General features: G+C 70.4%; 10 protein-coding genes and 2 tRNA genes. 6 read left to right on the top strand and 6 right to left on the bottom strand.

What is annotated here, in order from left to right; translation table 11 throughout:
* Positions 1 to 35 precede the first annotated feature (35 nt).
* The 4 genes from ACJ8AN_RS30115 to ACJ8AN_RS30100 all read right to left on the bottom strand — a co-directional run bounded on the left by ACJ8AN_RS30115 (position 36) and on the right by ACJ8AN_RS30100 (position 4072).
* The gene (locus ACJ8AN_RS30115) at positions 36 to 1094 is read right to left on the bottom strand and encodes a M23 family metallopeptidase (protein ID WP_407758963.1); all 1059 of its coding nucleotides are present in this window, start codon (positions 1092 to 1094) and stop codon (positions 36 to 38) included.
* A gap of 147 nt (positions 1095 to 1241) precedes the next feature.
* Entirely contained in the window at positions 1242 to 2657 is a 1416-nt protein-coding gene (locus tag ACJ8AN_RS30110) for a sigma-54-dependent transcriptional regulator (protein WP_407758962.1), read from the bottom strand.
* 27 nt (positions 2658 to 2684) lie between these two features.
* Entirely contained in the window at positions 2685 to 3542 is an 858-nt protein-coding gene (locus tag ACJ8AN_RS30105) for a family 1 encapsulin nanocompartment shell protein (protein ID WP_407758961.1), read from the bottom strand.
* Between the two features lie 26 nt (positions 3543 to 3568).
* Positions 3569 to 4072: a ferritin gene (locus ACJ8AN_RS30100; RefSeq protein WP_407758960.1), complete on the bottom strand. Its 504-nt coding sequence runs from the start codon at positions 4070 to 4072 to the stop codon at positions 3569 to 3571.
* A gap of 105 nt (positions 4073 to 4177) precedes the next feature.
* Here ACJ8AN_RS30100 and murJ point away from each other — a divergent pair, with 105 nt between their 5' ends.
* From murJ to ACJ8AN_RS30075, 5 genes are all read left to right on the top strand, one after another.
* Positions 4178 to 5893, top strand: coding sequence for a murein biosynthesis integral membrane protein MurJ (gene murJ, locus ACJ8AN_RS30095; RefSeq protein WP_407758959.1), 1716 nt, complete (start codon positions 4178 to 4180; stop codon positions 5891 to 5893).
* A 293-nt stretch (positions 5894 to 6186) separates the two neighbouring features.
* Positions 6187 to 8241, top strand: a complete 2055-nt coding sequence (locus ACJ8AN_RS30090) for a S1 RNA-binding domain-containing protein (protein ID WP_407758958.1) — start codon at positions 6187 to 6189, stop codon at positions 8239 to 8241.
* Positions 8242 to 8355: 114 nt separating this feature from the next.
* Positions 8356 to 8429: transfer RNA gene (locus ACJ8AN_RS30085), tRNA-Met, on the top strand.
* Between the two features lie 80 nt (positions 8430 to 8509).
* Positions 8510 to 8583: transfer RNA gene (locus ACJ8AN_RS30080), tRNA-Met, on the top strand.
* Positions 8584 to 8735: 152 nt separating this feature from the next.
* Entirely contained in the window at positions 8736 to 9410 is a 675-nt protein-coding gene (locus ACJ8AN_RS30075; RefSeq protein WP_407758957.1) for a hypothetical protein, read from the top strand.
* Positions 9411 to 9428: 18 nt separating this feature from the next.
* On the opposite strand, the gene ACJ8AN_RS30070 is transcribed toward ACJ8AN_RS30075, so the two are convergent.
* Both ACJ8AN_RS30070 and ACJ8AN_RS30065 read right to left on the bottom strand, forming a co-directional pair.
* The gene (locus tag ACJ8AN_RS30070) at positions 9429 to 10130 is read right to left on the bottom strand and encodes a 2OG-Fe(II) oxygenase (protein WP_407758956.1); all 702 of its coding nucleotides are present in this window, start codon (positions 10128 to 10130) and stop codon (positions 9429 to 9431) included.
* 34 nt (positions 10131 to 10164) lie between these two features.
* On the bottom strand, positions 10165 to 11223 hold the full coding sequence (locus ACJ8AN_RS30065; RefSeq protein ID WP_407758955.1) for a DNA topoisomerase IB: 1059 nt from the start codon (positions 11221 to 11223) through the stop codon (positions 10165 to 10167).
* 188 nt (positions 11224 to 11411) lie between these two features.
* On the opposite strand from ACJ8AN_RS30065, the gene ACJ8AN_RS30060 reads away from it, so the two are divergent.
* A complete protein-coding gene (locus tag ACJ8AN_RS30060) occupies positions 11412 to 12239 on the top strand; it encodes a hypothetical protein (RefSeq protein WP_407758954.1) in 828 nt (275 codons plus the stop codon).
* Positions 12240 to 12295 lie beyond the last annotated feature (56 nt).

Below are 12295 nucleotides of genomic sequence, written 5' to 3'. Positions count from 1 at the left end.
CCGCCGCTCGCGGGGGTGTCAATAAACGGATCGGCTCAACCGCCCGCGACCGTGGTGCCGAGCAGTCCGTCCTGCCGGCGCATCTCGGCCTCGAAGGCCGCGCGCTGCGAGGGCACCAAGGAACGGCGGTAGGTGCGGTGGCTCTCGTAGGGATCCAACACGCGCTCGTCCGCGGCCTCGAGCTGGTAGTGCAGGTGGGGCGCGAAGGAGTGGCCGCTGTTGCCGCTGCGGCCCAGCACGGTGCCCGCGGCGATCCGATCGCCCACCTTCAGTGAGCGCGGCAGCTCTTCCATGTGCAGCATGAGGGCGTGACGGCCCTTGCCACCGGCCTCCTCGAGGTCGAGGCAGTTGCCGTTGAAGCGGAAGCTCCAGTTCTTGCGGCGGACGATGCCCGTGAAGGGCGCCTTCACCGCGGTGCCCACGGGCGTCTTGAAGTCCACGCCCTTGTGCCGGCGGCCATCGCGCAGCAGCGACGTCACCTGCTCGTAGTCGTCCAGGGGCGAGTTCTCCAGGCGCAGCTCGAGCTCCTCGCCACTGGGCAGGTAGTAGCGGGGGTTCTTGTCGCCCTCGGCCTGGAAGCGGTAGGCGCGGTGCGTCTGGCCCGTCTTGTTGCTGGTGAAGCGCACCGCGTACACGAGGGGCTCCTCGTTGGAGCGCACCTCGTAGAGCACGTCGAGCGTGTCACCGCGGCGGATGTCGCCCGGCACGTCGATCCACCACACGAGCGTGCGCGTCACCACCTGGGCGAGCGCGGGGCCCACGGAGGGGCCCGCGGCGGTGGTGATGGCCGTCTCGAGCGGTCCATCGATGCGGATGGAGGCGTGGGACAGCCCGGAAGCCTTGAGCGGATCCGCGGCGGCGGGGGCAGCGGCGGCCGTCGGAGCAGCCGCGGCGGTGGCACCCGGAGCCGGGGCCGCGGCGGTGGCACCCGGGGCAGGGGCCGCGGCGGTGGCGCCAGGGGCCTCGGAACCGGGGGCCGCGGGCGCGGTGGCGACAGGAGCGGCGGGGGTGGTGGAGGGCGTCTCGGAGGCGAGTCGCTGCTTCCACCACCACACGCCTCCGGCGCTCAGGCCGAGCAGCAAGGAGACGACCATCACCGGCCCGGCAGGGCGCCGTTTCGGCTGTGGTCCGAGGGTGGGAAGAGGCGGCCGCATTCAGGCTCCCAGAGTCAAAAGGGGTGGTGGCCGGGACCGAACCGATGGTTTCGCGGCGATATTTCGCCGTCGTGATTCCACCGGGATTCAGTCGTCGGCGGCTTCGTCGCGCCCGTCCTGGGCGGTTGTGTCACGCAGGCCGAATTCCTTCATCTTCGTCTGGAGGGACTTGCGGCTGATCTGCAGCAGCTTGGCGGCGCGCGTGACGTTGCCGCCTGTCTCCTCCAGGGCCTTGGTGATGAGGTCCTTCTCCAGCTCGGCCGCCTTCATGCGGACGATGTCCTTGAGCCCTCCCTCGCTCGTCGAGGCCTCGAGCGGAGCGGCCGAGAGAGCAGGCGCCGAAGGGGACCCCTGCCGCACGGGCTCGGGCAGATCCCTGGCGGTGATGGAGGGGCCGTCCGCGAAGAGCAGCACGCGCTCGATGAGGTTCTCCAGCTCGCGGATGTTGCCGGGCCAGTTGTAGCCCTGCAGCAGCGCCAGGGCGTCGTCGGCGATGCCCTCGATCTTCTTGTTGAGCTTGCGGTTGTACTTCTCCACGAAGTGCCCCGCGAGCATGGGGATGTCCCCGCGGCGCTCGCGCAGCGGCGGCAGCACGAGGGGCACCACCGCCAGCCGGTAGTACAGGTCCTTGCGGAAGCGCCCGGCTTCGATCTCCGCCTGCAGGTCGCGGTTGGTGGCGGCGATGAGGCGCACGTCCACGTGCGTCGTCTTGATGCCGCCCACGCGCTCGAACTCGCCCTCCTGCAGCGCGCGCAGCAGCTTCACCTGCATCTCGACGGGAATCTCACCAATCTCGTCGAGGAAGAGCGTGCCCCCGTCGGCCAGCTCGAAGCGGCCGGGCTTGGAGGTGACGGCGCCGGTGAAGGCCCCGCGCTCGTAGCCGAAGAGCTCGGACTCGATCAGGTTGTGCGGGATGGCGGCGCAGTTGATCTTGATGAACGGCTTGTCGCGGCGGCTGGAGGCGCCGTGCAGCGCCGAGGCGACGAGCTCCTTGCCCGTGCCGCTCTCGCCGGTGATGAGGACGGTGGAGGGGGTGTCCGCCACCTTGTCGATGATCTTGAAGACCTCGTGGAGCTGGGGCGACTCGCCGATGATGGCGGCGCGGGCCTTGGCGTCCGCGCGCACCGAGCGCTGGGCGATGTCGTGCGCCTTGGTGGCCTTGGCGATGACGGCCGAGAGCTCCGCCTGCTCGAAGGGCTTGGTGACGTAGTCGAAGGCGCCGGCCTTGATGGCCTCGACGGCGGAGTCCACGGTGCCGTGCGCGGTGATGATGATGACGGGCACGTCGGGGTTGGCGGCGTTGACCGAGCGCAGCACCTCCATGCCGCCGGCCTTGGGCATGACCAGGTCCGTCACCACGACGTCGGCGCCGTTCTTGTTGAACTCGGCGAGTCCCTGCTCGCCATTCTCCGCGACCGTGACGTCGAAGCCGTCACGGCGCAGCATGGCGGCGAGCACCTTGCGGAGGTTCGCCTCGTCGTCGATGACCAGGATTTTCGCCATGGGGTGCTGGCGGGCGCTCCGGCCGGGCTAGAGCCGGGCCTGTTGGGATTCCAGGGTGCAGATGGAGTCGGGGTGCTTGATGCGCAGGATGAGCGACTCGAGCACCCGGAAGGGGTGGTTCATCCGCGAGGCGCCCAGGTAGGCGGCCACCATGTCCATGGCCACCGCGAGGTCCATGTTCTCGCGGCCCGTGGAAACCACGACACCCGAGTCACCGCGCAGCCGGTTGGACTGGAAGACGCCATCGGCGGCGAGCTGGCGGATGGTCTCGATCTCCAGCACGCCCGTCTTCTCGAAGATGCGGTGCAGCATCGAGAACAGGCGGGGCGAGAGCACCACGGCATAGGGGCCGTAGTGGCCGGACTCGTTGAGCTTGCGGGTGGCCTCGACGATGGAGAGGTAGCCGGCGCCGGGCGTGGTCCAGTCACCGAGCCCCACGGTGAGCCGGCCGGTGGCGTTCATCAGCCCCTCGTGGCCGAGCTTGGGGTCGCCGTAGAAGATGAGCTCGTCTTCCTGCTGGGCGCAGAGGGCGGCGGCGCCGGCGGCGGCGGAGACGTCGAGCGGCATGTTGTGCAGGCGCGCCGCCTCGATGTCGCGCCAGTGCAGCAGGAAGTCCTTGTAGATGATGGGGATCGTCTTGAACTTGCGCGCGTCGGTGAAGACGGAGGCCGTCTCCTGCTCGCCGACGATGTCCACCGCGCCCGGGGTGACGCCGGTGTACTCGTCATGGGGCACGGTCTGCACGCCGGCACCGAGCGGCCCGTAGATGTCGAGGATCCGGCGGCCCACCAGCGAGCGGCGGGCGACCTGGATCACCGTCTCGTTGAGGCGAGCCCACTCGTCCTCGCGCAGCGGGTTCTCGGCATGTCCAAGGAAGTCAGGCATGGGGAAGCTCCAGGGGAGGTATGGGTTCAGCGGCTGCGCCGCAGCGAGCCGACGGTCAAGGGTTGGGCGCCCGGGCTGGGCGGCGGGGCGGGCACGCCATACAGGACGCGCTCGGGGGGAAGCAGGGAAGGCGTTTCGGCGGCCGGGCCATTGCGTCCGCCACGCGCCGGAGGGCCCGCGGGACGGGCGGGCTCGGCGGGGGCGGGCGCGGAAGGCGGGGGCGCGGCGGCGGGAGCCCGGGCCGGAGTGGGGGAGGGACGGCCCTCGAGGGCTCCCTGGAAGTGCCCCTCGGTCACGGGCTTGTTGAAGTGCGCCTCCTGTCCAGCATCGAGCAGACGCAGCATGTGCACGGCCTCGGCGACGTGCTCCTTCTCCTCGGCGGCCAGGTGCTGGAAGAAGTCGCGCAGCTCCGGGGTGGAGGCGGCGCGGGCATGGGCCTCGTACTCGTTGATGGTCTCCAGCTCACGCGCCAGCACGCGGCGGACGAGCGCCACATCGGTCGAGAGGTCGTTGTCTGGGGGACCGGCCATGGGAGCGCTGACCATTGCGGCCCGCAGGGGGGACCGTCAAGGGAAACCATGGCCAGCGCCTTGAAGCTTCAAGCAGGTGAACGCTCCGCGTAGAGTGCGAGCCCCTTGACCGTCTCGTCCGCACGTCCCGAGGCCTCTCCCGCTTCCGACACACCTCCCGCTCCGCCCGCGGGCTCTCCGCCGCGAGGCTCCGCGAAGAGCGGGGGCGCGCTGTTCGTCGCGGCGGGCATCCTCGCCTCGAAGCTGGTGGGCCTGGTGCGCGAGCGCGTCTTCGCGCACTACCTGGGCAACGGCGTCGCCGCCGCCGTGTTCAAGGCCGCGCTGCGCATCCCCAACTTCCTGCAGAACCTCTTCGGCGAGGGCGTGCTCTCCGGCTCGTTCATCCCGGTGTACGCGGGGCTGCTGGGCAAGGGCGACGAGAAGGAGGCGGACCGGGTCGCGGGCGCGGTGTTCGGGCTGCTCGCGCTGGCCACGGGCGTGATGGTGGCGGTGGGCATGCTGGCCACGCCGCTCTTCGTGGACACCATCGCCCCGGGCTTCGACGGTGAGGCGCGGCGCATGGCCATCCGGCTGGTGCGCATCCTCTTCCCGGGCACGGGCATGCTGGTGATGTCGGCGTGGTGCCTGGGCGTGCTCAACAGCCACCGCAAGTTCCTCCTGTCGTACCTGGCGCCGGTGGTGTGGAACGTGGCCATCATCACCACGCTGGTGGTGGCGGGCATGCGCGGGATGGCCGAGGAGCCGCTCGCGGTGGTGCTCGCCTATGGCGTGGTGGCGGGCTGCGCGCTGCAGTTCCTCGTGCAGGTGCCCTCGGTGATGAAGGTGCTCGGGCACTTCCGGCCCGCGCTGTCCACCGCCAACGAGTCCGTGCGCCAGGTGCTGCGCAGCTTCGGCACGGTGGTGATCGGGCGTGGCGTGGTGCAGGTCAGCGCCTATATCGATACCTCGTACGCGTCGCTCATCGCGGACCGGGCGCTGTCCACGCTGACGTACGCGCAGACCATCTACCTCATCCCGGTGAGTCTCTTCGGCGCGGCGGTGTCCGCGGCCGAGCTGCCGGAGATGTCGCGCGCGGCCGGAGCCGGGGAGGCGGTGGCCACCAGGCTGCGCTCCCGGATTGAAGCGAGCTCGCGCCGCATCGCCTTCTTCGTGGTGCCCTCGGCCATGGCGCTGCTCTTCATCGGCGACGTGGTGGCGGGCGGCCTGTTCCAGACGGGTCGGTTCACCTCCGCGGACACGCGCTTCCTCTGGTACGTGCTGATGGGCGCGTCGGTGGGCCTGGTGGGCGCGGCGCTCGGGCGCCTGTATGCCTCGGCCTTCTATGCGCTCAAGGACACGCGCACGCCCCTGCGCTTCGCCGCCCTTCGGGTGGTGATGGACGCGACGCTGGCCTACTTCCTCGCGCTGAAGCTGCCCGGCCTGCTGGGGTTGCCGGCCCACCTGGGCACCGCCTTCTTCCCCATCTCCGGCGGGCTGATGGCCTGGTTCGAGTCCACCATGCTGCGGCGGATGCTCTCCGTGAAGATCGGCCACCTGCGGCTGCCCGAGGGCATGGGCAAGCTGTGGGGCGCGGCGGTCGCCGCGGGGCTGACGGGACTGGGGATCAAACTGGCGCTGACGCACGTGCTCGGCCCCATGCCCGGGGTCACGGCCGAGTGGGGTGGGGGCTTCCTGGCGCCTCCCCACCTGCACCCCATCCTCCTGTTCCTGGCGGTGGTGCTGCCCTTCGGGGCCGTCTACTTCGGCATCACCGGCGCCCTGGGTGTCCCCGAGGCAAAGTCCGTCCTCCAACGGGTTCTGCGCCGCAGGCCCGCCCGCTAGCCGGGCATCCGCTCCCCGTCCCCGGTAAGGGGTTCCCCTCCCTCCAAACGTTGCCAGTTTGACCCATGACTCCACCCGGGAGCAGGCGGGCGTGCCTGCCTGGGACCGGGGGGGGATGGCACATCCGACGTGTCGCGTTATGGAGGGGATCCGGGCGAACCGGACGGAAGATGACGACATGCGTCTTCCGTCCGAGCATTGCGCGTGTATAGAGTGCGCCGCCTTTTTCCCCAGCGGGGGGAGCATGGTCTCCCGGCGCTGGATTCCGATTTTCGTTCAGGAAGGTCCTGGCAGTGAGCGACGACAAGAACGGTTCCGTGGGTTCTGGTGGCGGCGGCGGTCCGGGGGGTTTCGGTCCGAAGAAGCCGAAGGCCACCTTTGGCGACGTGATGCTCGGCATCCCGGCGGGCCGTGGCGGCGAGCGCGAGGAGCGCGGTGGCCGGGACCGCGGCGGTTCGGATCGCCCGCGCGGTGAGCGGAGCGGCGAGCGTGAGGCCCGTCCGGCGAAGCCCGAGGGTGCGGCCCAGCAGGCTGCTCCCCGCGAGGGCGCTCCGCGTGAGGAGCGTCCGCCGCGCGGTGGTGGCGACCGGGGTGGCCGCGGTGGTGGCGAGCGCGGTGGCAAGGGCGGCGAGCGCCGTCCCTCGGGCCCCATGGTGGTGGTGAAGCGCGCCTCGGGCGCGGTGGAGACGCGCGGTCCGGTGACCCCGCCCGCGGCGTCGACCGCTCCGGCCGAGCCCGCGGAGGCCTCCTCCGAGGCTCCTGTGCAGGCGGCCGCTCCGGTGGCCCCGACGCCCAGGCCCACGCCCGCGCCGGCTCCCAGCGCGCTCTTCGAGGAGGTCGCCGAGTCGCAGTCCTTCGCGGAGATGTTCGAGGCGCAGCAGAAGGACGGCGGCGTGCCGGCCCGGCGCTCGGTGCGCATCGGCGAGAAGGTCTCCGGCACCATCTTCCAGCTCGGCGCGGACACGGCCTTCGTGACGCTGTCCAACGCCAAGAGCGAGGCGATGATCGAGCTGCGCGAGCTCAAGGACGACGAGGGTGTGCTGCGCTACGGCGTGGGTGACACCATCGAGGCGCACGTCATCGAGGCGGGCGCCCGGGGCATCCTGCTCAGCCGCGCGCTGGCCAAGGGCAGCGCCAACATGGCCATGCTCGCCGAGGCCCGCGCCTCCGGCATGCCCGTGGAGGGCATGGTCCTCTCCGTGAACAAGGGCGGCGTGGAGGTGGCGATCGGCGACGTGCGCGCCTTCTGCCCCATCAGCCAGCTCGACATCCGCTTCGTGGAGAAGCCGGACCAGTTCATCGGCGAGAAGCTCACGTTCCGCGTCACCGAGGTGAGGGATCGCAACGTGGTGCTCTCGCGCCGCTCGCTGCTCGAGGACGAGCAGAAGCAGCTGGCCGCGAAGACGCGCGAGACGCTCGCCGAGGGCAAGGTCGTCAAGGGCAAGGTCACCGGCGTGCGTGACTTCGGCGCCTTCGTGGACCTGGGCGGAATCGAGGGCATGATTCCCGTCTCCGAGATGTCCTACATGCGCGTGGCCCACCCGAGCGACGTGGTGAAGCAGGGCGACGAGGTCGAGGTGGAGATCCTCCGCATGGAGGCCGCTCAGCCCAACTCGCCCGACAAGGCCAAGCAGAAGGAGCGGATCACGCTCTCCATGCGCGCCCGTCAGGAGGACCCCTTCAAGACGGCGATCGCGGAGATCAAGGAGGGCGACCGCCTGCAGGGCAAGGTGGTGCGGCTGCAGCCCTTCGGCGCCTTCGTGGAGCTGCGTCCGGGCGTGGACGGCCTGGTGCACATCTCCGCGCTCTCCGAGCGCCGCATCGCGCACCCGCGCGACGTGGTGCAGGTGGGAGAGACGATCTGGGTGCAGGTGGAGAAGATCGAGCCGAGCGACAAGCGCATCGGCCTGCGCCGGATCACCGAGGAGGAGGCCCAGCGCCCCGCCGAAGAGCGTCCGGCCGCCGCCGCCGCCCAGGAGAAGAAGCCCGCCGAGCCCGCGGCGTCTCGCCCGAAGGTGGGCCAGGTGGTGGTGGGCAAGGTGGACCGCATCGAGCCCTACGGCGTGTTCCTCGTGTTCCCGGGCGGCAAGGGCCTCATCCCCGCCGCCGAGACGGGCACCGAGCGCGGCACCGACCTGCGCAAGAAGTTCTCGCTCGGTCAGGAGCTCAAGGTCGCCCTCGTCGATATCGACGCGTCCGGCAAGGTTCGCCTCTCCATCACCGCCGCCGAGCGGGCCGAGGAGCGCGCCGAGGTCGAGGCGTGGACCAAGACCCAGCAGCCGGTCGGCGGTGGCAAGAAGGGACTCGGAACCTTCGCCGATCTGTTCAAGCAGAAGCAGGGCAAGTAAGGCGTCCGAATCGCTCGCACGCGGAGGCGCGGGGAATGCAAACCGCGCCTCCGGGCGTTCGATAAAAACAGTTGACGCTCCCGGGGGAGGGCGGTACTTACCCTCCCACTTCGCCGCGGGGTGGAGCAGCCTGGTAGCTCGTCGGGCTCATAACCCGAAGGTCGCAGGTTCAAATCCTGCCCCCGCAACTCAACAGGCCAGAGACCCTGTTGGAAATGATAGACAGGGTCTCTGGTGTTTGACATAGAGCAGCAGCCGTAAACGGTATCGCGGGGTGGAGCAGCCTGGTAGCTCGTCGGGCTCATAACCCGAAGGTCGCAGGTTCAAATCCTGCCCCCGCAACTCGTAGAGGAAGCCCCGCTGACGATGAGTCGGCGGGGCTTTGTCGTTTCCGGGCTCCCGCGTTCTCGCGTGCGCTCGCGCCGGGGCGACGCCACTTCCGGAGTCAGCTCCCGCAGGTGACTTCCGCAGTCGGGCTGCTTATGTTTGGCCCGATGAACCGGAAGCCCCATGGCCAGGACGGAGGAGTGCCAGCGCTGCGGGCGGCGCTCCGGGCCCAGTTGGAGGCGTGGCCCCGCGAGCGGTTGCTCGACTTCGCCGTGGAGCGGCTCCTGGTGGATCCGGAGCTGCGGCGGTTGCTGGCGCGGCCCGAGGGCCCCCCTGGAGCCGAGTCGGACCTGTCCCGGCAGCTGCGCCGGAGCATCGACGAGGCCGTGTCGGTCCGGTACATCGATTGGCGCGAGGTCCCCAGCTACATCGGCCGCCTGGAGCGGTTGCTCGGAGACATCCGCTCCTTCGCCGAGGGCTATCCGGCGGAGGGAGTGACGGTGCTCCGATACTTCGTGCGGACGCTTCCACGGGTGTTCGACAGCGTCGCGGACGAGGATGAGCTGGCGCTCTTCTGCGCGCAGCTGGCGAGGGTGACGCTGGGACTGGCCTCGCGGGTGGCCGGAGCGGCGCGCGCGGTGGCGGAGGAACTGCTCGCGGCCTACGTGGCGGACGAGCATGGCCGCTTCGCGGAGGTGCCCGAGTTGCTGGTGGAGGCGGAGCTGGCGGCGGACGTGCGGCGGGAGGTGGCCGCGAGGGCCGAGGCACTCGCGCTCCAGGTGACGCGGACGGACAGCCACAGAGCGCGCGAGCTGGGCTCGCTGGCGGCCCGGTTGAGGTAGGGGGCTCGCGGGCAGCGCCTACGTGCCGCGCGCGCGGTGCTCCTCGAGGTACGCCGCGAAGCCCGCCTTGGACTGGATGCGGAGCTCGGGCAGGCGTGCGAGCACCTCGGGCTCGAAGGCGTACTGCTCGCACACGAGGCTCGCCCGCAGCGCGTTCTCCGGGCCTCCCGTGAAGGGCCGCACCTCGTGCGTCAGGTCTCCCCGGAAGTGCACCAGCTTCCCCGGCTTCGGGCGCACCTCGCCCGCGGGCCGCTGTCCCCGCGAGAACACCAGCGCGCCTCCCTTCGCGCCCTCGGGCACGTTCAGGTAGAGCACGCTCACGTGCTCGGGGGTCGCGCCCGGGACGCCACTCGGCTCCTGCAGCGTGGCGTCGATGTGCCGGCCCACGCTCCGCCCGGGTTCCAGCAGCAGCAGGTTGAGATAGAAGGCGTTCGGCCTCCGCCGCTCCTGCTTCGAGCCGAAGAGCCGCTCGCGCCAGGGCAGCAGTCCCCGCGAGCTCGCCGGATCCATCGCCAGCGCCAGGTAGTCCCGGAGAAAGGGGAAGCGCTCCTCGAGCTTCGCCCGTCCCACGTCCGTGAAGATGAACGCGAAGCCCCGGCTGCTCTGGAACGTTCCCATCAGCGGGCTGCGCGCCACGAAGCGCGACGAGAGCAGGGCCTCTCGCAGGGCCTCCAGCTTCGGCCCCGTCAGGGCGCTCCGGTGGGTGACGTACTCGCTCACGCGCCCGAGCTTAGCGGCTTGGAAGAGGAGGGGACTACACCGTGGCGCACCCGCCCTCGCATGCCTGCTTGCCTTCGTCGAGCATCTCCAGCAGGGCCTTCTCCGCGCGGTGCAGCCCCGGCTTCTCGTGCGCCGCCAACTCCTCCACCGAGTCGAAGTAGCGCTCCACCACGCGCCCCTTCTCGAACATCGCCAGCACCGACGGGTAGATGTACGAGTCCCTCGCCACCGCGGGCGTGTTCCCCAGGTGCTCGGCCACCTCCTTCACCGCCGCCACCATCGTCTTCTTCGCGGCCTTCGGCCCGTCCTTCTCGGCCGCCTTGCGCACCCGCTCCTTCGCCCGCGCCAGCGCGCAGGCGCAGATGAGCGTCCCGCCCCACGTGCGGAAATCCTTCGCGCTGTACTGCGCCCCCATCACTTCCTGGATGTACTCGTTGATGTGGCGCCGCCGCACGTCCACCACGAACCCGTCATCCAGCTGGAACTTGAAGACATCGCGCCCCGGCAGCTTCAGGCACTCGCGCACGATGCGCGCCACCTGCCGATCCCTCAGCTCGCGGTGCTGCTGCTTCCCGCTCTTGCCCGGGAAGTCGAAGATGACCGTGTCCCCCTTCACCTTCACGTGCTTCGCCCGCAGCGTGGCCAGTCCGAAGCTCTGGTTCTCGTCCGCGTACTGCTGGCTCCCCGCCCGGATGAAGCACGTGCCCAGAATCCGCAGCAGGCACGCCATCACCTTGTCGCGCCCCAGCCCCGGCTTGCGCAGATCCGCGGCCACCCTCCGACGCAATTTCGGCAGGGAGCGCGCGAAGGCCACGATGCGCCTGTACTTCTCCGCCTCGCGCCGCTTCGTGAAGGACTCGTGGTAGCGGTACTGCCACCGCCCCGCGCCGTCCTTTCCCAGGGCCTGCAGCTTCGACGTCGCCGAGGGGCTGATGAGCACGTCCGTCCACGCCGGGGGAAGCTTCAGCGCGTCGATGCGCTCGCGCTCCTTCGCCGGCAGCGGCCTGCCATTGGCCAGCTTGTAGCGAAAGCCGCTCTTGGGGCTCCCGAGCCGGCGGATTCCGTTCTCCCGGAGTCTCTCGATGTGCGTCATGCCGTGCCCTTGCTCCCACGTGCGCCCCGTGCGCCGTCTCTGCAATGGCTGTGCAGCCGGACGCACCCCGTCAACGCAGCCCCGCCTCGCCCGCATGGAGACCAGGCGGGCCAGAATCGGCGGGCTGCCCTGTCCCCATCCAGCAATCCTGGAATAGAGTCCCAGTCACCCTCTTGCTTGCAGGCCCGATGACCGAGTTCCTCGCCGCCATCCTCGCCTTCCCGACCGTCCTCTTCACCATCCCGCTCGGTGTCGTCGTCGGTTACTGGCTCACCGTCATCGTGGGGGCTGTGGGAGTCGATCTGCTCGACGGAGACCTCGGAGATTTCGCGCTCGGGGCCAAGGCCGGAGCCATCGAGGGCGGCGTGAAGGGCGCGGTGGAGGGCGGGCTGAAGGGCGCGCTGGAGGGCCATGGCCACGCTCACGCTCACGCTCACGCGGATGCGCACGCCGCGGGCCACGACGGAAGCGCCGAGCACGGGAGCTCCTTCCTCGAGGTGCTGGGCTTCGGCGGCGTGCCCGTGACGGTGTCCGTCAGCTTCGTGGTGTTCCTCTCCTGGTTGCTGTCGCTCGGGTTCGCGCGGCCGGCCAAGGAGGCGCTCGGCGCGCTGCCTAGCGCTCTCGTGAGCGGTGGGCTCGCCGCGCTGTGCCTCGTCGTGGGGCTGGTGCTCGCGGGCCTCGCGGTGCGGCCCCTGCGGCCCATGTTCGCCGTGCACCAGGCGCCTCGCCGCGCCGCGCTCCTGGGCCGCGTCTGTGTCATCTCCAGCGGCAGCGTGAACGGCAAGTTCGGCCACGCCACCTTCGAGGACGGCGGCGCCGGCCTCCTCCTCCACGTGGTGTGCGACAAGGACAATCAGCTCAAGCGTGGCGAGAAGGCGCTCATCCTCGGCTATGACGCCGCTCGGGAGGCCTACGAGGTGGAGCCCGTGGACTGGCTCCTCCCCGCGGAGCTGGAGCACCTGAAGGATCCGCTCACCGCCGCCGCGCTCGCCCGGGACAAGTCTCGCACCCGGTAGACGCTTTCCCAGACTTCCTCAGTGCCGCGCCGGGGGCTGTTCGCGGGGGACTCCGG

The organism is Archangium sp., from assembly GCF_045802675.1.
Classification (GTDB): domain Bacteria; phylum Myxococcota; class Myxococcia; order Myxococcales; family Myxococcaceae; genus Archangium.
This window is presented reverse-complemented; position numbering and strand designations above follow the sequence as displayed.

Coding starts and splice junctions, on each gene's coding strand:
- ACJ8AN_RS30115 (WP_407758963.1), bottom strand. CDS start 1,094: ATGGTCGTCTCCTTGCTGCTCGGCCTGAGCGCCGGAGGCGTGTGGTGG.
- ACJ8AN_RS30100 (WP_407758960.1), bottom strand. CDS start 4,072: ATGGCCGGTCCCCCAGACAACGACCTCTCGACCGATGTGGCGCTCGTC.
- ACJ8AN_RS30105 (WP_407758961.1), bottom strand. CDS start 3,542: ATGCCTGACTTCCTTGGACATGCCGAGAACCCGCTGCGCGAGGACGAG.
- ACJ8AN_RS30065 (WP_407758955.1), bottom strand. CDS start 11,223: ATGACGCACATCGAGAGACTCCGGGAGAACGGAATCCGCCGGCTCGGG.
- ACJ8AN_RS30110 (WP_407758962.1), bottom strand. CDS start 2,657: ATGGCGAAAATCCTGGTCATCGACGACGAGGCGAACCTCCGCAAGGTG.
- ACJ8AN_RS30075 (WP_407758957.1), top strand. CDS start 8,736: ATGAACCGGAAGCCCCATGGCCAGGACGGAGGAGTGCCAGCGCTGCGG.
- ACJ8AN_RS30060 (WP_407758954.1), top strand. CDS start 11,412: ATGACCGAGTTCCTCGCCGCCATCCTCGCCTTCCCGACCGTCCTCTTC.